Source organism: Nocardioides albus, from assembly GCF_014648255.1.
GTDB classification, from domain to species: domain Bacteria; phylum Actinomycetota; class Actinomycetes; order Propionibacteriales; family Nocardioidaceae; genus Nocardioides; species Nocardioides albus.
On record NZ_BMQT01000007.1, the window covers coordinates 98,254 to 119,016 of the forward strand.

24 protein-coding genes are annotated in these 20,763 nt (G+C 68.5%); 10 read left to right on the forward strand and 14 right to left on the reverse strand.

Going from position 1 to position 20,763, the window contains the following annotated elements:
• Positions 1-4: 4 nt before the first annotated feature.
• The 4 genes from IEY84_RS15785 to IEY84_RS15800 form a co-directional block, all read right to left on the reverse strand.
• A complete protein-coding gene (locus IEY84_RS15785) occupies positions 5-547 on the reverse strand; it encodes a Uma2 family endonuclease (protein ID WP_183545554.1) in 543 nt (180 codons plus the stop codon).
• An 86-nt stretch (positions 548-633) separates the two neighbouring features.
• Positions 634-1,377: a class I SAM-dependent DNA methyltransferase gene (locus IEY84_RS15790; RefSeq protein WP_183545553.1), complete on the reverse strand. Its 744-nt coding sequence runs from the start codon at positions 1,375-1,377 to the stop codon at positions 634-636.
• A 43-nt stretch (positions 1,378-1,420) separates the two neighbouring features.
• Positions 1,421-2,113: a response regulator gene (locus tag IEY84_RS15795; RefSeq protein ID WP_183545552.1), complete on the reverse strand. Its 693-nt coding sequence runs from the start codon at positions 2,111-2,113 to the stop codon at positions 1,421-1,423.
• A complete protein-coding gene (locus IEY84_RS15800) occupies positions 2,110-3,714 on the reverse strand; it encodes a sensor histidine kinase (protein WP_183545551.1) in 1,605 nt (534 codons plus the stop codon). The genes IEY84_RS15795 and IEY84_RS15800 overlap by 4 nt, the downstream gene beginning before the upstream one ends.
• Positions 3,715-3,858: 144 nt before the next feature.
• Here IEY84_RS15800 and IEY84_RS15805 point away from each other — a divergent pair, with 144 nt between their 5' ends.
• Complete coding sequence (locus IEY84_RS15805) at positions 3,859-5,211, forward strand: cation:dicarboxylate symporter family transporter (RefSeq protein WP_183545550.1); 1,353 nt, start codon at positions 3,859-3,861, stop codon at positions 5,209-5,211.
• Between the two features lie 52 nt (positions 5,212-5,263).
• Here the strand turns inward: IEY84_RS15805 and IEY84_RS15810 are convergent, their stop codons facing one another.
• Positions 5,264-5,599 carry a hypothetical protein gene (locus IEY84_RS15810; protein ID WP_183545549.1) on the reverse strand — a complete coding sequence of 112 codons (336 nt, stop codon included), beginning with the start codon at positions 5,597-5,599 and terminating at the stop codon, positions 5,264-5,266.
• 256 nt (positions 5,600-5,855) lie between these two features.
• On the opposite strand from IEY84_RS15810, the gene IEY84_RS15815 reads away from it, so the two are divergent.
• From IEY84_RS15815 to IEY84_RS15835, 5 genes are all read left to right on the forward strand, one after another.
• The gene (locus tag IEY84_RS15815; RefSeq protein WP_183545548.1) at positions 5,856-7,157 is read left to right on the forward strand and encodes an ABC transporter substrate-binding protein; all 1,302 of its coding nucleotides are present in this window, start codon (positions 5,856-5,858) and stop codon (positions 7,155-7,157) included.
• Entirely contained in the window at positions 7,154-8,149 is a 996-nt protein-coding gene (locus IEY84_RS15820) for a carbohydrate ABC transporter permease (protein ID WP_183545547.1), read from the forward strand. The genes IEY84_RS15815 and IEY84_RS15820 overlap by 4 nt, the downstream gene beginning before the upstream one ends.
• Positions 8,149-9,009 carry a carbohydrate ABC transporter permease gene (locus tag IEY84_RS15825; protein ID WP_183545546.1) on the forward strand — a complete coding sequence of 287 codons (861 nt, stop codon included), beginning with the start codon at positions 8,149-8,151 and terminating at the stop codon, positions 9,007-9,009. The genes IEY84_RS15820 and IEY84_RS15825 overlap by 1 nt, the downstream gene beginning before the upstream one ends.
• Before the next feature lie 149 nt (positions 9,010-9,158).
• Positions 9,159-10,262 carry a potassium channel family protein gene (locus tag IEY84_RS15830; protein ID WP_183545545.1) on the forward strand — a complete coding sequence of 368 codons (1,104 nt, stop codon included), beginning with the start codon at positions 9,159-9,161 and terminating at the stop codon, positions 10,260-10,262.
• A gap of 195 nt (positions 10,263-10,457) precedes the next feature.
• Positions 10,458-10,742 (forward strand): DUF3263 domain-containing protein, encoded by a 285-nt coding sequence (locus IEY84_RS15835; protein ID WP_183545544.1) that lies wholly within the window; start codon positions 10,458-10,460, stop codon positions 10,740-10,742.
• Positions 10,743-11,029: 287 nt separating this feature from the next.
• Here the strand turns inward: IEY84_RS15835 and map are convergent, their stop codons facing one another.
• The 3 genes from map to IEY84_RS15850 all read right to left on the reverse strand — a co-directional run bounded on the left by map (position 11,030) and on the right by IEY84_RS15850 (position 13,555).
• Positions 11,030-11,797: a type I methionyl aminopeptidase gene (map, locus tag IEY84_RS15840; RefSeq protein WP_183546287.1), complete on the reverse strand. Its 768-nt coding sequence runs from the start codon at positions 11,795-11,797 to the stop codon at positions 11,030-11,032.
• Positions 11,798-11,864: 67 nt separating this feature from the next.
• Positions 11,865-13,115: an RNA polymerase sigma factor gene (locus IEY84_RS15845; RefSeq protein WP_229788733.1), complete on the reverse strand. Its 1,251-nt coding sequence runs from the start codon at positions 13,113-13,115 to the stop codon at positions 11,865-11,867.
• Positions 13,112-13,555 (reverse strand): YciI family protein, encoded by a 444-nt coding sequence (locus tag IEY84_RS15850; protein WP_221208837.1) that lies wholly within the window; start codon positions 13,553-13,555, stop codon positions 13,112-13,114. Before IEY84_RS15850 ends, IEY84_RS15845 begins: the two co-directional genes overlap by 4 nt.
• Positions 13,556-13,669: 114 nt before the next feature.
• Between IEY84_RS15850 and IEY84_RS15855 the strand changes: the two genes are divergently transcribed.
• Entirely contained in the window at positions 13,670-14,443 is a 774-nt protein-coding gene (locus tag IEY84_RS15855; protein WP_183545542.1) for a GNAT family N-acetyltransferase, read from the forward strand.
• Here the strand turns inward: IEY84_RS15855 and IEY84_RS15860 are convergent, their stop codons facing one another.
• From IEY84_RS15860 to IEY84_RS15870, 3 genes are all read right to left on the reverse strand, one after another.
• Positions 14,444-15,154: a transporter substrate-binding domain-containing protein gene (locus IEY84_RS15860; protein WP_183545541.1), complete on the reverse strand. Its 711-nt coding sequence runs from the start codon at positions 15,152-15,154 to the stop codon at positions 14,444-14,446.
• A complete protein-coding gene (locus IEY84_RS15865) occupies positions 15,147-16,097 on the reverse strand; it encodes a D-2-hydroxyacid dehydrogenase family protein (protein ID WP_183545540.1) in 951 nt (316 codons plus the stop codon). The genes IEY84_RS15860 and IEY84_RS15865 overlap by 8 nt, the downstream gene beginning before the upstream one ends.
• Before the next feature lie 72 nt (positions 16,098-16,169).
• Positions 16,170-16,862, reverse strand: a complete 693-nt coding sequence (locus IEY84_RS15870; protein ID WP_183545539.1) for a hypothetical protein — start codon at positions 16,860-16,862, stop codon at positions 16,170-16,172.
• A gap of 124 nt (positions 16,863-16,986) precedes the next feature.
• Here IEY84_RS15870 and IEY84_RS15875 point away from each other — a divergent pair, with 124 nt between their 5' ends.
• Both IEY84_RS15875 and IEY84_RS15880 read left to right on the forward strand, forming a co-directional pair.
• Positions 16,987-17,619 carry a ClpP family protease gene (locus IEY84_RS15875; protein WP_183545538.1) on the forward strand — a complete coding sequence of 211 codons (633 nt, stop codon included), beginning with the start codon at positions 16,987-16,989 and terminating at the stop codon, positions 17,617-17,619.
• Positions 17,616-18,221, forward strand: a complete 606-nt coding sequence (locus tag IEY84_RS15880) for a ClpP family protease (protein WP_183545537.1) — start codon at positions 17,616-17,618, stop codon at positions 18,219-18,221. Before IEY84_RS15875 ends, IEY84_RS15880 begins: the two co-directional genes overlap by 4 nt.
• Before the next feature lie 12 nt (positions 18,222-18,233).
• Here the strand turns inward: IEY84_RS15880 and IEY84_RS15885 are convergent, their stop codons facing one another.
• Entirely contained in the window at positions 18,234-18,554 is a 321-nt protein-coding gene (locus IEY84_RS15885; protein ID WP_183545536.1) for a helix-turn-helix domain-containing protein, read from the reverse strand.
• Positions 18,555-18,882: 328 nt separating this feature from the next.
• Positions 18,883-19,296 (reverse strand): hypothetical protein, encoded by a 414-nt coding sequence (locus IEY84_RS15890; protein ID WP_183545535.1) that lies wholly within the window; start codon positions 19,294-19,296, stop codon positions 18,883-18,885.
• A 123-nt stretch (positions 19,297-19,419) separates the two neighbouring features.
• Here IEY84_RS15890 and IEY84_RS15895 point away from each other — a divergent pair, with 123 nt between their 5' ends.
• Entirely contained in the window at positions 19,420-19,929 is a 510-nt protein-coding gene (locus tag IEY84_RS15895) for a hypothetical protein (RefSeq protein WP_183545534.1), read from the forward strand.
• 9 nt (positions 19,930-19,938) lie between these two features.
• Here IEY84_RS15895 and IEY84_RS15900 read toward each other — a convergent pair whose 3' ends face one another.
• Positions 19,939-20,622 (reverse strand): MBL fold metallo-hydrolase, encoded by a 684-nt coding sequence (locus tag IEY84_RS15900; protein WP_183545533.1) that lies wholly within the window; start codon positions 20,620-20,622, stop codon positions 19,939-19,941.
• Positions 20,623-20,763: the final 141 nt, after the last annotated feature.

Genomic DNA, 20,763 nt, shown 5'->3' on the forward strand with positions numbered 1-20,763 from the left:
CTCCTCAGCCGAGGAGGGCGTCGATGTCGACCGGGACCTCGACGTCGCCATAGGTCAGCGTCGCCGACCCGTCCGTGAAGCGGCCGGTCTCGACGAAGTAGCCGTCCTCGAGACGGTGGGTGAGGGTCACGTGGTCACGAGGATCGACGATCCAGTACGCCGGGGCACCCCACTGCGCGTAGCGGTTGAGCTTGCCGACGAGATCGTCGCGACGGTTGCTGGAGAGGACCTCGACGACCAGGTGCGGAGTGGTCCGCAGCGTACGTTCGTCGTCGGTCTTGTCGTGGACCATGAGGTCGAGGATGAGCTCCTCGCGAATTCCTTCGGGCGACCATCCCCAACCCTGTGTGATGTCCAGTCCGGCTTCGAGGTTCCGCTCGAGCAGAACGTGCAGCTCGTGGATGATGCGCTGGTGGTTGCGTCCCGGCGGTGCCATGGTGACGAGAGATCCTCCGTAGTACTCACCCGGGGTGTCCTCGAGGGCGAGATACTCGTCCCACGACATCGGCACGCGGCTGAGGTCGTCAGAATGGCTGGCGGTGCTCAACACATGCTCCCTTCTGGTGGTGATTCTGAACAGGTGGATTCGTCGTCCGCCTCCAGTCTCGCCGATCCATGGGAACGGGTCCAGCGCTAAACCGGCTTCCGCCACACCGAGACGTGGCTCGTGGACTCGCTGGTGAACTCCGAGCGGTCCCAGCCGCCGTAGCGCGCCTCCATCGTCATCCCAGCGAGCCGGGCCATCAGGTCGAGCTCGGAGGGCCACACGAAGCGGAAGTTGTGCTGCCCGTACCGGTAGCGGCCGTCGGCCTCGCGGGTGTAGTGGTGCGAGATCGCCTGCTGGGTGACCAGGTCGTAGGTGTCGAACCCGAGATGCCCCGGGGAGACGTCGAACGGGATCGCCGGGCTTCCGGGCGGAAGCCGCCGCAGCCCGGGCACTCCCACCTCGACCACGAAGCGCCCGCCCGGCGTCAGATGACGCGCGGCATTGGCGAAGCAGGCGACCTGCTCCTCCTGCGTACGCAGGTTTCCGATCGTGTTGTAGACCAGATAGACCAACGCGTACGACCCGACCCCGGGCGCCTCCGCGGCGGCCATGTCGCCGACGACCACCGGGACCTCCTCCTCGGTGACCTTGCGTCGCAGGACGTCGACCATCGGCTGGGAGAGCTCGATGCCGGTGACCGGCACCCCCAGCTCCCGCAGCGGTACGCCGATCCGACCCGTCCCGATGGCGAGCTCGAGCGCGGGCCCGCCGTCGGCGACCACGGCGAGGAAGCGGGCCACCGGCCCGGTCACCTCGGGTGAGTTGACCCAGTCGGCCGGGTCGTCGTAACGCTCGGCCGTCTCGCGGGTCCACAGGTCGCTGCTCGTCATGGACGTCGACTCTGCCCGCCGGAGTGCTCCGCGTGCGAACGATTTATCGCCAGGAGTAGCCGACCTCGGGCCGGCCCCCGGCAGGGCCGTAGCGGACGCCGCGCGCGGCCAGGCCCTTGTCGGCGAGGTGCTCGAGGTAGCGGCGGGCGGTCACCCGGGAGGCGCCGATCACGGCGGCGACCTCGCTCGCCGACAGGTCGCCGTCGGCATCGCGCAGAGTGGCCGTCACCGCACGCAGCGTCTCTGCGCTCATGCCCTTGGGCAGCGGTGCGTTTCCGGCGGGCCGCAGCGACCCCAGGAGCTGGTCGACCTCGTCCTGGACGACCTCCTCGGGGGCCGCGTCCAGCCGGGCACGATAGTCGGCGTACTGCTCGAGCTTGTCCCGGAACGTAGCGAACGTGAACGGCTTGAGCAGATAGAGCACGACCCCCTGTACGACGGCCTGCCGCACCACCTTCGTGTCTCGCGCCGCGGTCACCGCGATCGCGTCGCACAGGTGCCCGGCGGCGCGCAGCCTGCTGAGCAGCCCGAGCCCGTGCCCGTCGGGCAGGTTCATGTCGAGCAGGATCAGGTCGACCGGAGCGCCGGCGTCGCGCGCCGCATCGAGCGCGCGGACCGCCTCCCGCGCCGACCGCGCGATCCCGGCCAGGGCGAAGCCCGAGACCCGCCCGACGTACGCCGCATGGGCCTCGGCGGCGAGCGCCTCGTCCTCGACGACCAGGACCCGCACGCTCATGCGGCCGCCTCCGTCGCGAGGGTGACGGTGAACTCGGCCCCGCCGAGGTGCGAGCGGCCGACCGCGACCGCGCCGCCGTGGCGTCGGGCGATCTGGGCGACGAGCGCGAGCCCGAGGCCGCGTCCGGTACCTGGCTCGGCCTTCGTCGTCCACCCGCGGTCGAGGACGCGCGCCGAGTCGGCCTCGTCCAGACCGGGGCCACTGTCACCCACGCGGACGGTGAGCGTGGCGTCGTCGCCGGTGAGACGGACCTCGACCTGGCGGGGCTCCATGTCCGCGACGGCGTCGAAGGCGTTGTCGACCAGGTTGCCCAGCACGGTCACCAGGTCGCGAGGCGCGACGCTCGAGCCGGACGGCCACTCGCCCTCGATGCGCAGGTCGATGCCCCGCTCGGCCGCCTCGGCCGACTTCCCGAGCAGCAGTGCGGCGACGACCGGATCCTCGACGGCCCCGACGACCTGGTCGGTCAGGAGCTGGGCGACCTGCAGTTCCTCGGTGGCGAACTCGACGGCCTCGTGGGACCGCCCCATCTCGATGAGCGACACCACGGTGTGCAGGCGGTTGGCCGCCTCGTGGTTCTGCGACCGGAGCGACTCGGTGAACCGACGTACGACCTCGAGCTCGCCGGTCACCGAGCGGAGCTCGGTGTGGTCGCGCAGCGTGACCACTGCGCCGACCTCGCGGCCGTCCCACCGCGCCGGGGCCGAGGAGACGACCAGGATCCGCTCGCCGGCGAGGTAGAGATCGTCGGACTCGACGGTGCGGCCACGGGCGGCCGCGACCAGGCCCGGGGCCAGGTCGAGATCCTCGATCGGGGTGCCGACGACGTCGTCGGGGAGCGCCAGCAGGCGCCGGGCCTCGTCGTTGACGAGCTGCACGCGCCCGTCGCCGTCTAGCAGGAGCAGGCCTTCACGGACCGAGTGGAGGACGGCGGAGTAGTACTCGTACATCCGAGCCAGCTCGCGCTCGCCCATGCCGTGGGTCAACCGGTGCAAACGCCGGCTCAGCAGCCAGGCGCCGAGCAGCCCGGCGAACAGCACGAGCCCACCGCACACCAGCACGATCCCGACGTCGCGCTGGAGCCCGCGGTTGATGTCGCTGACCGTGATGCCGACGGACACGAGCGCGACGACCTCGCCGTCGTCCTCGACCGGCACCACCGAGCGGACCGACGGGCCGAGGGTGCCGGTGTACTGCTGGGTGAACACCTCCCCCTCGGGTGCGCCGCCGAGGTCCCCGACGAACTTCCCGCCGATCTGGTCCGGGTCGGTGTGGGTGTAGCGGGTGCGGTCCAGGGCCATCACGACGACGAAGTCGGTGTCGGTGTCGCGGCGTACCTCTGATGTCCACGGTTGGAGGCTCGTCGTCGGTTCGTCGCCGCTCAGCGCGGTGGTGAGGGTGGGGGAGTCGGCCACGGTCTGGGCCACGGCCACGGCGCGCTGGGTCGCGCGACTGTAGGAGTCGCGCTGGGCGTCGTAGGCGGCCATCAGGATCCCGGTGACGACGAGCAGGAGCACCGTGCCGAACTGTAGGAGCAGCACCTGTTGCGCCACCGGGCGGTCGCGCAGCAGGCGGTGTCGGGCCGGTCGGGTGCGGGACATCTGGTCATTCTCACCCACCTGAGCGCGATTGTGACGCCGGCCACGAACACAACGAACACAACAGTGACCGTCGTCACGATCTGCTGGAGAGTTGCCGCGGTTGCCCGCCGGGGCGCCGGACACACGCCGGACCAGGAGGAAACGATGAGCACGATCACGAGCGGGGCGCCACCGAAGAAGGACCGGACCCACTATCTCTACATCGCGGTGATCGTGGCGGTGGGACTGGGTATCGTCGTCGGACTGCTGTTCCCCAGCTTCGCCGTGCAGCTGAAGCCGATCGGCACGGCGTTCGTGAACCTGATCAAGATGATGATCCAGCCGGTCATCTTCTGCACCCTGGTGATCGGTGTGGGCTCGGTGGCGAGCGCCGCGAAGGTCGGCAAGGTCGGCGGTCTGGCGCTGTTGTACTTCATCACCATGTCGACGGTCGCCCTGGCCATCGGCATGGTGGTCGGCAACCTGATCGAGACGGGCAGCGGGCTCCAGATCAGCACCGAGTCGTCGCAGGTCGGCCAGGAGGCCGCCTCTGAAGGCCACGGGAGCACCACCGACTTCCTCCTCGGCATCATCCCGACCAGCATGTTCTCGGCGCTGACCTCGGGAGTCGTGCTCCAGACCTTGCTGGTCGCGCTGCTGGTCGGGTTCGCGCTGCAGCGGATGGGTGAGTCGGGCAAGCCGATCCTGAACGTGATCGTCTGGGCCCAGAAGCTCGTCTTCCGGGTTCTCGCGATGATCATGTGGGCCGCGCCGGTCGGTGCTTTCGGTGCCATCGCCGGCGTCGTCGGGGAGACGGGCGTCGACGCGCTCAAGAGCCTGGCCGTGATCATGGTGGCCTTCTACATCACCTGCGTGCTGTTCGTGTTCCTCGTGCTCGGAACGCTCCTGAAGCTGGTCACCGGGGTCAATGTGTTCAAGCTCTTCAAGTATCTCGCCCGCGAGTTCCTGCTCATCTTCTCCACGAGCTCCTCGGAGTCGGCGCTGCCGCGTCTGATCGCGAAGATGGAGCACGCAGGCGTGGAGCAGGCCACGGTCGGTGTGGTGGTCCCGACGGGCTACTCGTTCAACCTGGACGGCACCGCCATCTACCTGACGATGGCCTCGATCTTCATCGCGGACGCGATGGGTGACCCGCTGAGCATCGGCGAGCAGATCGGGCTGCTGCTGTTCATGATGGTCGCCTCGAAGGGTGCCGCCGGCGTCACCGGCGCTGGTCTGGCGACGCTTGCTGGTGGTCTGCAGTCGCATCGACCGGAGCTGGTCGACGGGGTCGGCCTGATCGTGGGGATCGACCGGTTCATGTCGGAGGCTCGGGCCCTGACCAACTTCGCGGGCAACTCGGTCGCGACCGTTCTCATCGGTCACTGGACCAAGACCGTGGACCGGCCTCAGCTCGACCGGGTCCTTGACGGTCAGGATCCGTTCGACGAGACCAGGATGATCGATGACCACGCCGCCCCGCCGCCCGCGGCGGAGGGCGAGAAGTCACTGGCATAGCCCCGACACCACGGCCGTACGCAGCACACAGATGTGCTGCGTACGGTTTGTGTCATCTGTTGCGGTAGAGGATCCGAGCCAGCTCGAACGGCGCGACGCGCCACGACCCGATCGGCTCGTCGTCGAGCCCGAGCCTGCCGAGTGCGGCGACGATCCACGAGAACGCGAAGCAGCCGATGCCGGTGACGGTCCAGATCCCGACCATCCGCCAGGAAAGGTCGCCGCCGAAGGCGCGGAAGATGCCGATGACGGCACCGATCAGGGCGATCGCCGCGAGCAGCCAGAAGACGATCGAGCAGATGACCGCCGCCATCCGTCCGGCAACTGCCAGCGGATCGCGAGGGTGCTCGTGATGGGGCCCCTGATGGGGAGCGTGGGGATAGTTCATCTCGTCGCTGATTCTGGCGTACGTGGGGCGTCGGAGTCACGCCGGGCCGGAGGGTCCGCCTGCGGCCCGAGGGTCAGAGCGGTATGGTCCTGCGCGTTCTCGGGTGAGTGTTCGACAATTTGCCCGGGACATCGATCGACCGTAGCCACTAAAGTTACGGGGATCACATAACGAGGCGCTGCCTCGTGGACCCGACGCGGCCTGCGTGGCACGACTCCGTGGATCAAACGACGATGGAGGGTGCAATCCAATGCACGTGCGTAAGTGGCAAATCGGAGCAGTAGTCGCAGGTCTGCTCGCCGTGACCGGATGTGGTGTGCCGGGTGGCGGTGGCAGCAACGACGCCGGCGAGACCGAAAAGGGAGACGGCAGCCTCCAGATCCTCGGCGCCATCCCCGAGGGCGAGGCAGTCGGGCTCAACGCGGCGCTCGACGCGTTCACCAAGGAGACCGGGATCGAGGTGACGTACACGCCCTCGACGGACTTCACCACGGAGATCCGCACCAAGGTCAACGGAAACGACGCGCCGGACATCGCGCTCTTCCCGCAGCCCGGACTGGTCGGTGACTTGACCGAGTCGGGTGACACGCTGCCGCTCGACGACCTCATGGACGTCAAGTCGCTCGACGACACGATGATCCCGGGTCTGATGGACTCGGTGACGATCGATGACAAGACCTACGGAGTCCCGATCCGGGTCTCGATGAAGTCCCTGGTCTGGACGCCCAAGAACTTCGAGCAGTCCGGTTACAAGACGCCCACGACCTGGGACGAGCTGAGGGCGCTCGAGGACCAGATGATCGCCAAGGGCCAGACCCCGTGGTGCCTCGGCGCCGAGGCCGGCGCCGACACCGGCTGGGTCTACACCGACTGGGTCGAGGAGATCGTCCTGCGTCAGGAGGGCCCGGAGTTCTACGACAAGTGGACCAACCACGAGATCCCCTTCAACGACCCGAAGATCGTCGAGGCGATCGAGACCATGGGCGACATAATCAACAAGCCGAAGAACGTACGCGGCGGCGCCGACGGCACTCTGAGCGAGCCGTTCGGTGACTCCCCGCTGCCGCTGTTCGACGCCAAGCCCGGGTGCCAGCTGCACCGCCAGGCCAACTTCATCACCACGTTCTTCCCGAAGGACGTCCAGGCCGACCTCGCCGGCAACGTCGGCGTCTTCGCGCTGCCCGGCGGCATGGAGGGTGGCTTCGAGGGCAACCCGGTGCTCGGCGCCGGTGACATGGCGACCGCCTTCACCAACGACACCGACGTCGTGGAGCTGATGGAGTTCTTCGCCTCCCCCGACTTCGGTGCCGAGTGGGCCAAGTCCGGCGGCTGGCTCTCGCCCAGCGTCGAGTTCGACAACGCCAACTACGCCGACCCGATGTTCGGCGAGATCGCGACCCTGCTGCAGGACGCCGACACCTTCCGTTTCGATGGATCTGACCTGATGCCGGCTCAGGTCGGCGCCGGCACGTTCTGGAGCGAGATGAACGCCTACGTCGGAGGTGAGAAGAGCGCTCAGGAGGCTGCCGACGCGATTGAGGAGAGCTGGCGCGGATGAGCGATGACCCATTCCTGAAGATCGTCAACGGGCTCGTTGCGATCGTCTTGGGGGTCGGCGGCACCGTCGCGCTCTACTGGGTGCTGAACTTCCTGGTGGGTCTTCTGCCAGGCAAGTGGGACAAGCGGATCAAGCCGTACGTCTTCATCGGCCCGGCCATCTTGGTGGTCGCCGTCTTCCTGGTCTACCCGGCCCTGATGACGGTGATCTACAGCTTCGCCGACGACAACAGCATCAACTGGGTGGGCGTGCAGAACTACGTCGACCTCTTCCAGGACGACGAGTTCATCGGCACGCTGGTCAACAACCTGCTGTGGATCCTCATCGTCCCGGCAGGGAGCGTGATCGTGGGTCTGCTCGTGGCGGTGCTGGCCGACCGGCTCAAGGCGGTGCCGGAGCGGATCGCGAAGTCGGTCATCTTCATGCCGATGGCGATCAGCTTCGTCGGGGCGAGCACGATCTGGGGCTTCGTCTACGCGACCAGGTTCGCGCAGGGGGACGAGCAGATCGGCCTCCTCTCGGCGATCTCGACCAGCCTCGGGTTCGAGCCGGTGGCCTGGCTGCGGATCTCCGACTACAACCTCAACGACCTGCTCCTGATCGTCATCATGATCTGGTTGCAGGCGGGGTTCGCGATGGTGCTGCTCTCCTCGGCGATCAAAGGCGTACCCGACGACACGGTGGAGGCTGCGCGCATCGACGGGGCCAGCGAGATCCAGATCTTCTTCAAGGTCGTCGTGCCGCAGATCTGGCCGACGGTGATCGTGGTCTTCGTGACCATCCTCATCCTGGTTCTGAAGGTCTTCGACATCGTCTACGTGATGACCGGTGGCCGGTCCGGCACCTCGGTGCTGGCCAACACCTTCTTCGTCGAGCTCTTCGAGTTCGGTGATGCTGGTCGAGCGGCCGCGGTCGTGGTGGTCCTGATGATCGCGGTGATCCCGGTGATGATCTACCAGATGCGCCAGTTCAAGAAGCAGGAGGCCCGCTGATGAGCGCCACAGGATTCGGCAGGGTCACCCTGGGCAGCGTCGCTGTCCGCGTGGGCATCGTCCTGCTGTGCCTGCTCTGGTTCATCCCGACGCTCGGTCTGCTGGTCTCCTCGTTCCGCGACGAGGCCGATGTGAAGTCGAGCGGCTGGTGGACGGTCTTCACCGACCCGTTCAACGTGTCCCAGTGGACCTTCGACAGCTACAGCCAGGTCCTCGAGAGCGGGATGGCCAACGCCTTCGTGAACTCGCTGGTCGTCTCGATCCCGGCGACGGTGCTGCCGATCATGATCGCTGCGTTCGCTGCGTACGCGTTCACGTTCATGCGGTTCCCGGGTCGCAACGTGCTGTTCATGCTGATCGTCGGCCTGCTGGTCGTGCCGTTGCAGGTGGCGTTCGTGCCGCTGCTCAGCTTGTTCAGCGACTACGACCTCAACGGCACCTTCCTGGCGGTGTGGCTGGCTCACACCGCCTTCGGGATGCCGCTGGCGGTCTACATCCTGCGCAACTACATGGCCGGTGTGCCGCGCGAGATCATCGAGTCGGCCGAGATCGACGGTGCCTCTCACTTCCAGACCTTCTGGAGACTGATCGTGCCGATGTCGGTGCCCGCGTTGGCCGCGTTCGCGATCTTCCAGTTCCTCTGGGTCTGGAACGACCTGCTGGTCGCCCTCATCTTCCTGGGCGCCGGCGACAACGAGGTCGTCACGATCACGCTGCGTGACCTGATCGGCGACCGTGGGCAGGAGTGGCACCTGCTCACCGCCGGTGCGTTCATCACGATGACGGTGCCGCTGCTGGTCTTCTTCTCGCTGCAGCGCTACTTCGTCCGCGGGCTGACGGCTGGGTCCGTGAAGGGCTGAGCGACCAGAAGCACAGCTCCATACAACGGGCGCCATGTCGGTGACATGGCGCCCGTTCGCGTACCGCCTGGGCGGCCGGGCGATGACACGTCGGATGTCGGAGGCACTCCTGCAACGGACGGCTGAGCGCGGCGGATAGGGTCTGTGACGTGGCCGAGACATCCGCGTACGCCCCCAAGTGGGCCGGGACCGAGCAGGTCGCTCTTCCCGAGACGGTGCGGTCGCCGTGGTGGCAGCTCGGGCGACGGCTGCTGGCGGCGCTGGCGATCATGGTCGGGACCGTTCTCCTGGTCTACTTCGACCGCGATGCGTACGCCGACAACAACGACCCGACCGGCCAGGTCAACCTCGTCGACGCGATCTACTACACGACGGTGACGCTGAGCACGACCGGCTACGGCGACATCGCTCCGGTCGCGGAGCACGCCCGGATGATCAACGCGTTCATCATCACGCCGGCTCGCATCGCGTTCCTGGTGCTGCTGATCGGCACCACACTCGAGGTCCTCACCAAACAGGGCCGTGACCTCATCCGAGTTGCTCGCTGGAGGAAGAAGATGTCCCAGCACATCGTCGTCGTTGGCTACGGCACCAAAGGCCGCAGCGCCGTCGAGACGTTGCTCACCAGTGGTCTGAGGCCTGAGGAGTTCGTCGTCGTCGATCCGGACCCGGTGGCACGCTCCGATGCGCACTCCGACGGGCTGGCGGTCGTCACCGGCGACGCCACCCGGCGCGAGGTGCTGATGCGGGCCGGCATCAAGGACGCTGAGCAGGTCATCATCACCACCAACCGTGACGACTCCAACGTGCTCACGATCTTGACGGTGCGCCAGATCAACCCGGAGGCGTGGATCGTCGCCGCAGCGCGTGAGCGTGAGAACGCGCCCCTGATGAAGCAGTCCGGGGCGGACTCCGTGATCACCTCTGCCGACGCGGTCGGCCGGCTGATGGGCCTGTCCACCATCTCCCCGACTCTGGGCGCTGTCATGGAGGACCTGCTCAACTCGGGCCTCGGCTTGGAGGTCGCCGAGCGCGACCTGCTGGTCAACGAGGTCGGCAAGCAGCCCCAGCAGCTCTCCGACCAGGTGATCGCGGTCGTACGCGACGAGAAGGTCTTCCGCTACTTCGACCCGGTCGTCGGCACCCTGTCGCGAGGGGACCGGCTGGTCGTCGTCCGAGCGGCGAAGGAGCTGCCGTGGGCGCCGCGTCCGGGGACGCACGGCGAGGACACCGCCGACGCGGCTGACGCTTAGCCGAAATAGAAGTCAGCCGCTGGAGTCTCGGGTCTCCAGCGGCTGACATGGAAGAGACTAGCGGACGTTTCGGTGAGCATCAAAGAGTTGTGCTGCACTTTTGTGAAGATGGCCCAGATGGGCTATGCCGGGTAGTCCGAGGCGGTGGTGGGTGGCGGTTTCGGGGGTGTACTCCGTGCCTGGGATGATGTCCGTATGACCGAGGCGCCCCACAGCCCCGGGTCTGCCGACGAGCAGCCGGGCCTTTCCGAGAACGAGAAGCGACTGCTCGACTTCGAGCGCTCCTGGTGGTCGGCCGGCACCGGCCGCGACGAGGCGGTACGCGAGCAGCTCAGCATGAGCGCTGCCGACTACCACCGCGCCGTCAACGATCTGATCGACAAGCCCGAGGCGCTCGCCTACGACGGCGTCCTGGTGCGCCGGCTGCGCCGACAGCGCGACTCGCGGCGTACGCAGCGCTCGAGGACCTCGCGCCCGTAGCCCACTCGGGTGGGCCGAGTGGCCCGAACGGATTATTTGCAGCCCCTTGCATTGCAGGTGCTTGCACGTTCGTGGATCGGTCGGCTAATGTTCTTCTCGTAAGCCGCTGGTGACCCGAGACGCCAGCGGCTTACTTCTATTTTGCCGAGACGTCAGCCCCGTCGGCCGAGACGTCAGCCCCGTCGGCCGAGACGTCAGCCCTGTCGGCCGAGACGGCACGGCGCTGCCACGTCGGCCGACGTACGTGACGCTTCGGCCGACGGGCGTGACGCTTCGATCGGGTCGGGTCAGTCGCGGGCCGTGAGGATGAGGGGGCCGTCCTCGGTGATCGCGACGGTGTGCTCCATGTGGGCGCCGCGGGAGCCGTCGGCGCTGCGCAGGGTCCAGCCGTCGGGGTCGGTGAAGATCTCGTCGGTGGTGTGCAGGAACCACGGCTCGATCGCGATGACCAGACCGGGCTGCAGCTTGAAGCCACGACCGGGGCGGCCGTCGTTGGCGATGTGCGGGTCGCCGTGCATGGTGCGGCCGACCCCGTGGCCACCGAACTGGGTGTTGATCTTGAGGCCCTTCGCGCGCGCGACGCTGGCGATCGCGTGGGAGATGTCGCCGATCTTGTTGCCGACGCGGGCGGCGTCGATGCCGGCCTCGAGCGCCCGGGTGGTGGTCTCGATCAGGTCGAGGTCCTCCTGGCGGGGTGTGCCGACGACGACCGAGAGGGCGGAGTCGGAGACCCAGCCGTCGACGCTGGCAGCGAAGTCGACGCTGAGCAGGTCGCCGTCCTGGAGCTTGTAGTCGAACGGCAGACCGTGCAGGACGCCGTCGTTGACCGAGGTGCAGAGCACCTTGCCGAACGGGCTGGCGCCGAAGCTCGGGTGATAGTCGATGTAGCACGACTCCGCACCGCGATCCTTGATCATCTTGTGCGCCAGCTCGTCGAGCTCGAGCAGGTTCACACCCACGGCGGCGTGCTCGCGGAGTGCGGTAAGGACATCGGCCACGAATCGGCCGGCGGGCTTCATCTGCTCGATCTGGGTCGGCGTGCGCAGTTCGATCACAGGCACAGACTATCCTGAGAACCGTTCTCAGTTGAATTCTCCAGAGCCCATCACGTCGGGCTCGGCTTCAGCAGCGGGCATCGCGCAACGCGGCCGCCTTCGAGGTCAGCAACCGACGCTCGGCGAGGTTGGTGGCCCGCGCCGAGGCGAGATCGTACGCAGCGGCCGCGCCGTCCAGGTCGCCGGCGAGCTCGAGCAGATGAGCGCGCACCGCGGGGACGCGGGGATGGTCGGCGAATCCGCTGTCCCCGTTCTCGGCACAGTCGCGCAGGAGCCCGTCGAGCAGCGCGAGCGCGGGGCCCGGCCCGTCGGCGTAGCCCACCGCGACGGCCTTGTTGAGCGTCACGATCGGACCGGGTGCGACCTTCTCCAGCAATCCGTAGAGCGCGGTGATCTGCAGCCAGTCGGTCTCCTCCGCCGAGGCCGCGCGGTTGTGCAGCGCGGCGATGGCGGCCTGGATCTGGTAGGTCCCCGGCCGGCCGGTGCCGATGACCGCATCGATCAGGGCGATGCCCTCGCGGCTGCGCTCGGACCGCCACAGGCTCCGGTCCTGGTCGGCCAGCGGCACCACCGCGCCGTGCGCGTCGACCCGGGCCGGGCGGCGGGCGTCGAGCATCAGCATGAGCGCCAGGAGCCCGCCGAGCTCGCCGTGGTCGCTCCCCGTCATCCGGGCGAGCGCAGTGCGGGCGAGCCGGGTCAGCCGGATCGCCTCGGCACACAGATCGACCCGCTGCAGGTGGTCGCCTTCGGTGGCGACGTACCCCTCGTTGAAGAGCAGGTAGAGCACCTTCAGCATCGCCGGGATGCGCGCGGCGAGGTCGGCGGTGCCGTCGATCCCGAGCGACCGGCCCTTGATCGTGGCCTTCGCCCGGGAGATCCGCTGCGCCATCGTCTTCTCCGGGACGAGGTAGGCGTGCGCGATCTCCCGAGTGGTGAGCCCGCCGACAGCACGCAGGGTCAGTGCCACCGCCGAGGCCGGGGTGAGGCTGGGATGGCAGCAGAGCAAAAGTACGTCCAGGGAGTCGTCGATCGCCGACGTCTCCTGCCCTTCGGGCTCGGCGAGGTGGTCGGCACGCTCGCGGTCGCGTCGGCGCGACTCGCTGCGCTTGGCGTCGACGAGGCGGCGCATCGCGGTGGTGACCAGCCAGCCACGAGGCTGCTCCGGAATGCCTCGTTCCGGCCAGGTGCGTACGGCCTCGATCAACGCCTCCTGGACGGCGTCCTCGGCGGCATTGAAGTCACCGGAGCGGCGGGTGACGACGGCGACGACCTGCGGGGTGAGATCCCGCAGGAGGTCAGCCGGCAGAGCCTCGGTCACTCGATGCTCGCCTCGCCGAAGGCGATGGTGTCGTCGAGCGAGGAGTTGTCGGTGCCGTGGTACATCCGGCGCACCTGGATCGGCTGCTCGATCGGCCGCCCGCCCGGCCCCGGGGCGGCGGAGTAGAGGCCGGCGATCTCCAGCGCGCGCTCCTGGGTCTCGGCGTCGATGATCATGTAGCCGGCGACCCACTCCTTGAACTCCTGGAACGGACCGTCGGTGACGGTCTTGTCGGTGCCGTCGGAGGTCACCACGAACGCCTGGTCCGGCGGGGTCAGCGCCTCGACGTGCACCAGCTCGCCCGACTCGGTCAGGGCCTTGTTGAGCGCTTCGTAATAGCTCATGTGGCCCTGCACCTCCTCCGGCTTCCACCCGGCCATCCCGCCGGGAGTCTCGTCGGTGCCACCCTGGTAGTCGAGGATCATCAGATAGCGAGGCATGTCCTCACCCTTCCACTTCGGGCGCTGCTGGTCAGCGCCATTCACCGGGGGAACGGAGCCGGCTGCCCGATAACTACATGCTTCGCCCTACGACTTCGGCGTAGGTTTCTCGCCGTGCTGAAAGCCTATGACGAACAGCTGCGAACCGATGCCGAGACCTCCGGGGCGGTGTCGGTGACCCGGCACGGGCCGCTGCGCCTCGCGACCTTCGGTGGCGGACGAGGATTCATCTCCTATCAGGACCTCGACGGGGCCGACGCGGCCGGCGTCGAGGAGCTGGTCGCCGCGGCGGTCGCGCACTTCGACGCCGACCCGGCGATCGAGGAGGTCGAGTGGAAGACCCGCGGCCACGACCGCGCCCCCGGGCTGCACGACACGCTGCTGCGGCACGGTTTCACGCCTGATGAGCCGGAGTCGATCATGGTCGGCGAGGCCGCGCTCCTGGCCGTCGACGTGCCCCTGCCGGACGGGATCGGCCTGCGCACCATCACCAGCGAGCAGGACGTACGTGCCGCCAGCATCGTGCAGGACGGCATCTTCGGCTCGCCGCCCTCGGAGGCCCGGGTCGAGAGCCAGCTGCGTGGGATAGCGGCAGGGGAGAGCGAGATGTGGGTCGCCGAGGCAGACGGCGAGATCATCAGCGCCGGCCGGATCGACATGGTTCAGAGCACGGAATTCGCCGGCATCTGGGGCGGAGCGACGCTGGAGAAGTGGCGCGGGCGCGGCATCTACCGCGCCCTGACCGCCGCACGCGCCCGCACCGCCATCGCCCGGGGCAAGCGCTATGTCCACAGCGACTCCACCGAGTTCTCCCGGCCGATCCTGGAGCGCTCGGGGCTGACGAAGGTCGGCACCACCACGCCGTACGTCCGGCGCAGCCCTCGCTGATCAGGGAGCGACCGACGCGTCCTGACCCGAGGTGGCCAGCGACTCGGCGATCCGGCCGCTGGCCTTCAGGTCGTCGACCAGATCGTGCAGGAAGCTCACGGTGGCGGGCGAGTGGTCCCGCGCGACCGCTACTGCCTGGCGGATCTGCATGAACCGCGGCTCGACCAGCCGCAGACCGGCGTCGGCGGCGACGTGCCGGCTGAGGGGCTGCCGGATCCCTGCAGCGACGTCGAGACCGTGCTCGCGGAAGGCGTCGATCCCGTCGGCGCCGCGTACGACCTCGGCGTTCTCCAGCGTGCGGGTCAGGAAGAGGTCGTAGGCCGAGCCCTCCTTCACACCGACGCGAACGCCAGGGCGGTCCACGTCCTCCGCGGTCCGGATGGGGGAGTCGGCCGCGACGGCGTAGACGCCCTCGATCAGGACGTAGGGCGCTGTGAACTCGACCTCGGCGGCCCGGGCGGGCTCGATCGCGAGGAAGGCGACGTCAGCGGCCCCGGTCCGCAGCGCCTCGAAGGACTTGCGGGCGGCGTCGAAGCACTGGAAGGAAACCGGTACGCCGAGCCGACCGGCCAGCTCCCGGGCGATGTCCACGGTGACTCCGCTCGGCGCCTCGGGGGTGCCCTGGGCGAGGACCGGATTGCCGAGGTTGATCGAGGCGCGCAGAGTTCCGGTCGGTGCCAGATCGGCGGCGTGCTGGGTCGGGTCAGGCATCGGGGTCCTTCGGCACGAGGGTGTGGATCGGGTCGCCGGCCAGCCAGGCGGCGATGTCGTCGACGGCGCCGCCGTAGAAGCGGCGGTAGTTGTCCTCGGTGACGTAGCCGAGGTGCGGTGTCGCCACCACGTTCGGGAGGTGGCGCAGCACGTCGTCGGCGGGCAGCGGCTCGACGTCGAAGACGTCGAGGCCCGCTCCGGCGATCGTGTCGGAGCCGAGGTGGGCGATCAGCGCCTGGGTGTCGACCAGTCCGGCACGCGAGGTGTTGACGAGGTACGCAGTCGGCTTCATCGAGGCCAGCTCGCGGTCCCCGACGATGTGCCGCGTGGCCTCCGCCAGGACGAGATGGAGCGAGACGATGTCGCTGGTCTCGAACAGGGTGGCCTTGTCGACCGCGCGCACCCCGGTCGGCTCGGCACGCTCGGCGGTGAGGTGAGGGCTCCAGGCGATCACCTCCATCCCGAAGGCCTGACCCACCGCCGCGACCCGGGTCCCGATCTTGCCGAGCCCGAGCAGACCCAGGGTCCGGCCGTGGAGGTCGCTGCCGACTGTCCTCTGCCAGGTGTGGCCGCTCGCCTCGGTGACGATGTGACGGGTCAGCGCGTGGATCAGCGCCCAGGTCAGCTCGACCGGTGGATGCGGGCTCGACGGGGTGCCGCACACGGTGACGCCGAGCCGTTCCGCCGCGGCGAGGTCGATCGAGGCGTTGCGCATCCCGGTGGTGACCAGCAGGTTCAGCGCCGGCAGCCGTTCCAGGACTGTTGCCGGGAACGGCGTACGCTCCCGCATCGCCACCACGATCTCGGCGCCGTCGAGCGCGCGGACCAGAGCCTCGGTGTCGAGATGCTCGGTGACCGAGGTGACCTCGACGTCGTCGAGGGAGTCCCACGCGGCGTACGTCCCCGCCACGTCCTGATAGTCGTCGAGGATCACGCAGCGCACGTGCGCAACCTATCGTGCCCGCGGCCGCAGATGTGCGCAGAGTGTCGGCACCGGAATCGGCGACGCTACCGATCAGCCTCCGTGGATGACTCCGGTGGGAATCGCCTGGAGGAATGCCACAAGCGAGTCGATCCGCTCCGGGACCTGCTCCATCGCGGCCCGGCCGTCCCAGACCATGACGAGCCATGGTCCGTCGAGCTGATAGCGCGGCCCGGGATGGGCCAGGAGGAGAGCGCGCACCTCGGGACTGAGCAGGCGCTCGGTGAAGCTGCGCCGGGTGGTCTCGATCTCGTAGCTGCGCTCGAAGGCGTCCATCCCGCCGACGGGCGCCGGCTGTCGTTGCCGGCGTTGGGTCGGGCGTGGGGTGAGAACCAGCCATGGGTGGAGGTGCTCGAGGTCGAACGCGATCACGTGCTTGCTCTGCGGCAGCCGGACCGTGAGGCTCGGCCCAGGCCCGAGATCGACGGATTCCGAGGTCGTGTACACGTGCTCGTACGACACGAACCGAAGGCCCGCATGGACGCCCCGCACCACGTGGATGGCGCTGGGCGAAGCGTCCGGCAGCAGCTGGAACTGCGTCGTCCACACGTTGTCCTCGCTGGAGTACGACCAGCCGTGGTCGGCGGCGAAGAGTCGATAGGCCGCACTCGGCTGTGCGGTGCGCCGGTGTCGGCGCCTCAGCGCCTGCAGACGGGCGAGCCTGATCGCTCCCGCCAAGGACAGAACCACGAGCAGCGCGAGCATCAGCAGAAAGATCCAGTCCACCGCCGAATTGTGGCAGTCCTGAGGAGCTCGTGATGGCGAACGTCTGTCGGCGTTCCGCTGAGAGCAGATCTGCCCACGGCGGATTCGCTGGAATGCCGCGTACGCCTGGAGCAGGCTCGACAGCATGACCCAGACACCCATCAGCGCCGGGCCGCTCGACGAGCAGCTGACGGCAAGGCTCCAGAACCAACGGATCATCGTGCTCGGCCAAGAGGTGGACGACGCGATCGCCAACCGGATCTGCGCGCAGCTGCTCCTGCTCAGCGCCGAGGACCCGCACCGCGACATCTCCCTCTACATCAACTCGCCCGGCGGCTCGGTGACAGCCGGGATGGCGATCTACGACGTGATGCACTTGATCCCCAACGACGTCTCCACGCTCGGGATGGGGATGGCGGCGAGCATGGGGCAGTTCCTGCTCACCGCTGGGACGCCGGGGAAGCGATATGTGCTCCCGCACACCGAGGTGCTGCTCCACAAGGGGTCTGCCGGGATCGGTGGGTCCGCGGCCGACATCGAGGTGCAGGCCGCACGGCTGGCACGGATGACCGAGCAGATGCTCCGGATCACCGCCTCTCACACCGGGCAGACGGTCGAGCAGATCGACCACGACTCCCTGCGCGACCGCTGGTTCACCGCGGAGGAGGCGCGCGAGTACGGGTTCGTGGACGAGGTGCTCAACGACGTGCAGTCGGTGACGCCGGTGCAGCAGCGCAGCGTCGCCTTCGGCCTCACCGCCAACGGGGGTGCTCGATGAGCTCGTACACGATCCCGTCGGTCGTCGAGAAGACCCGCAACGGCGAGCGGGCGGTCGACATCTACAGCCGGCTGCTCTCAGACCGGATCATCTACATCGGCACGCCCATCGACGACGGGGTCGCCAACGTCGTCATCGCGCAGCTGCTGCACCTGGAGTCCGAGTCTCCGGACGCCGAGATCAACCTCTATCTGAGCTCGCCCGGCGGGGACCCGACCGCGATGTTCGGCATCTACGACACGATGCAGTTCATCCGGGCCTCGGTCGCGACGACGTGCGTGGGCCAGGCGGCGGGCTCGGCGGCGGTCCTGCTGTCCGCGGGGGAGCCGGGGCGGCGTACGGTCCTTCCGCACGCTCGGGTGGTGCTCCAGCAGCCGGGTCAGGGTGGTCAGCGGGGCGATGTGACCGATCTACAGGTCGCGGCGAAGGAGATCAGCCGGGTGCGGGCCGAGATGGACACGCTGCTGGCGCGCCACACCGGTCGTGGCCAGGAGCAGGTCCACGCTGACACCGAGCGCGATCTCGTCCTCGGGGCCGAGGAGGCCGTGGCGTACGGACTGGCGGACGCGGTGCTGGAGAGCCGCAAGCTCGCTTCGGTCTGAGCCGACCCGCCCTCAGGCCGCGAGAGCCAGCGGGCCGGACGGGCGGGCGCCCGTGCGCAGCGTGCGGGTGACCCGCTCGGTGAGGTCGACGAGACCAAGCCCCAGGGCGCCACCGACGGCCTCGAGCATCTCGGAGCTGGGCTCCTTCCGGCCGCGCTCGATCTCGGAGAGGTATTGCGTCGAGACGCCGGCATCGCCGGCGACGTCGGCGAGCGTACGCTCCTGACGGGATCGCTCCTCGCGGATCACCTGACCTGCGGCCTCACGCCACAGCGGCGCCGGCTTGTCCTCGTCCGGCAACGGATGGCCGGGAAACCTGATCAATTCGCCCATGTCCTCACAGTAGCGCTGCGGCGGTGGGCCGAGTGGGCCGTTCGCGCCGGGCGAACAGACCTCCTACCAGGAGTTATATCGGTCGAACGATAGATGCCGAGGACTTGCCAGCGAGGCTCGACACTCCGATAGTGGTCGCACAGTTTCGATCTTTGTGGGTCTACTGTGCACGACCAGAGAACTTGTCGAGTCGTTGGTATCACGGGGGAATCGTGTCGCACCGCAAGCAGATCGCCTTGGCCGGAATGGCAACAGGGCTGGCCATGACGAGCATCGGGATCGGTGGGTTGATCGTCGGTAATGCTGGAGCAGAGGAGCCCGGACACAGTTACGCCACGGATGAGTCCGGAGTCAGCTTGATCTCGCCGGTCTCGCCGCTGGAGAAGTCGTCTTCGACGCCGTCGCAGACCGAGCCGTACACCAGCGCGCCCGGGAGTTCGGCGCCAGGCACTCCTGAGGCGGCAGGGTCCGCCCCGGCGAGCCCGCGCGCGGTCGAGGAATCCGCTCCGGACTCGATGTCCCCGGTTCCGGCACGACCCACCCAGATTCCGTCGGAGCCCAGGCCGACGGGCAAGCCGGGCGGACCCATCGAGTCGCCGAGCGACCCGGGCGAGTCGCCCAGCGAGCCGAGCCAGTCACCGAGCGAGCCCAGCCAGTCGCCCAGCGAGCCGAGCGAGTCGCCCAGCCAGCCCACCGAGTCGCCGAGCGAGTCGGAGACCGGTGAGCCGAGCCCCTCCGACACGCCCAGCAACTGATATCCGGTTCCGGGAGGTCGGGAACGATGCCCCGGGGAGGGTAACGCTCGAGACATCGCTGTCCTACGCTGTGCGCCACACCACGCGCGGGGCGGGTACAGGGAGTCGAGTTGCAGAGCAAGCAGGTCGCCGTCGTAGGCATCCTGGCCGGCGCGGTCATGACCGGGCTCGGGGCGGTCGTCCTCGTCGCCGGTCTGGCGGAGGCCGAGCGCCCCGATCGTGACCCCGCGAACGGGTACGAGGACGTCGAGGACTCCTATCCCGACGTGGACCCGCTTCCTCCTCTACCTGCTTCGAGGCTGTCCGATAGGCCGTCAGCGGGCACGTCCACCCGCCCGGGCGGCGGGACGAAGGACCGCGACGGTGCGACGTACGCGCCGGCGGAGCCCAGCCCGACCCCGGTGGAGAACCCGGCGCGTCCGAGGGTTCCGCGTGAGCCGGTCGTGCCCGGTGAGACCGCCGGCTCCACGCCGACGGTGGGGCCCACGCATACCTCAGAGCCGGAGCCGAGCGCCCAGCCGACCGATCCCGTCGAGCCGACCGCGGAGCCGACGCCGGCGGAGACACCTACGGCTAGCGAGGAGCCGCAGTCACAGTCGCTCGCCCGGAGCGGTGGCTAGCGCCCTGGGTCACCATCCGCGCTCGCGCCACTCGGCCAGATGCGGTCGCTCAGCACCGAGCGTCGAGTCGTCGCCGTGTCCCGGGTAGAACCAGGTGCCGTCGGGCAGGGTGGCGAAGACCCGCTGCTCGACATCGTCGAGCAGTTGCGCGAAACGTACGGGATCCTGCTGCGTGTTCCCGACACCCCCGGGGAAGAGGCTGTCACCCGTCCATAGGTGAGGCGTGCCCTCGGCGTCGCGGTAGAGGAGTGCGACCGATCCCGGCGTGTGGCCGCGCAGCGCGATGACCTCGAGCGTGCAGTCGCCGACGGTGATGGTGTCGCCGTGGGCGAGCGTGCGAGAGATGGGTACGCCGGTGGCGTCCGTGATCGCGGCCGCATCGGGCTCGCCGGCGAGGGCGGCGGCGCCGGTGGTCTCGACGATGTCGGCCAGCGCGCGATGGTGGTCCCAGTGCTGGTGGGTGGTGACGACGGTGGCCAAGGCTTCCCCGATGAGGGGGAGGAGTGTCTCGGGCTCGGCCGCGGCATCGATCAGGAGCTGATCACCGGTGGAGCGGCAGCGCAGCAGGTAGCAGTTGTTCGACATCTGCGTGTCGACGGCCACCTTCGTGACGGTCAGCCCGCCGAGCTCGCGCACGTCGGCCGGGCCGCCCGGTTTCACGGCGCCTGTATAAGTGGAAGGGACATCGCTCATGCCCCCATGCAAGCACGTCTGGTGCCGGCGCAGGCAAAATTGTCGGTGCTCCGTGAGAGGGTTCAATCCGGAGTCTTCTTGGCGTCGTATGATGCGAACATCTGTTCGACGCAGTAGCGCGATGCGATAGCACTGAACGAG

Excerpts from the sequence above, each read along its gene's own strand:
- IEY84_RS15790 (WP_183545553.1), bottom strand. The coding sequence starts at position 1,377 with ATGACGAGCAGCGACCTGTGGACCCGCGAGACGGCCGAGCGTTACGAC.
- IEY84_RS15795 (WP_183545552.1), bottom strand. The coding sequence starts at position 2,113 with ATGAGCGTGCGGGTCCTGGTCGTCGAGGACGAGGCGCTCGCCGCCGAG.
- IEY84_RS15800 (WP_183545551.1), bottom strand. The coding sequence starts at position 3,714 with ATGTCCCGCACCCGACCGGCCCGACACCGCCTGCTGCGCGACCGCCCG.
- IEY84_RS15805 (WP_183545550.1), top strand. The coding sequence starts at position 3,859 with ATGAGCACGATCACGAGCGGGGCGCCACCGAAGAAGGACCGGACCCAC.
- IEY84_RS15810 (WP_183545549.1), bottom strand. The coding sequence starts at position 5,599 with ATGAACTATCCCCACGCTCCCCATCAGGGGCCCCATCACGAGCACCCT.
- IEY84_RS15820 (WP_183545547.1), top strand. The coding sequence starts at position 7,154 with ATGAGCGATGACCCATTCCTGAAGATCGTCAACGGGCTCGTTGCGATC.
- IEY84_RS15825 (WP_183545546.1), top strand. The coding sequence starts at position 8,149 with ATGAGCGCCACAGGATTCGGCAGGGTCACCCTGGGCAGCGTCGCTGTC.
- IEY84_RS15835 (WP_183545544.1), top strand. The coding sequence starts at position 10,458 with ATGACCGAGGCGCCCCACAGCCCCGGGTCTGCCGACGAGCAGCCGGGC.
- IEY84_RS15850 (WP_221208837.1), bottom strand. The coding sequence starts at position 13,555 with ATGCCTCGCTATCTGATGATCCTCGACTACCAGGGTGGCACCGACGAG.
- IEY84_RS15860 (WP_183545541.1), bottom strand. The coding sequence starts at position 15,154 with ATGCCTGACCCGACCCAGCACGCCGCCGATCTGGCACCGACCGGAACT.
- IEY84_RS15875 (WP_183545538.1), top strand. The coding sequence starts at position 16,987 with ATGACCCAGACACCCATCAGCGCCGGGCCGCTCGACGAGCAGCTGACG.
- IEY84_RS15880 (WP_183545537.1), top strand. The coding sequence starts at position 17,616 with ATGAGCTCGTACACGATCCCGTCGGTCGTCGAGAAGACCCGCAACGGC.
- IEY84_RS15885 (WP_183545536.1), bottom strand. The coding sequence starts at position 18,554 with ATGGGCGAATTGATCAGGTTTCCCGGCCATCCGTTGCCGGACGAGGAC.
- IEY84_RS15900 (WP_183545533.1), bottom strand. The coding sequence starts at position 20,622 with ATGAGCGATGTCCCTTCCACTTATACAGGCGCCGTGAAACCGGGCGGC.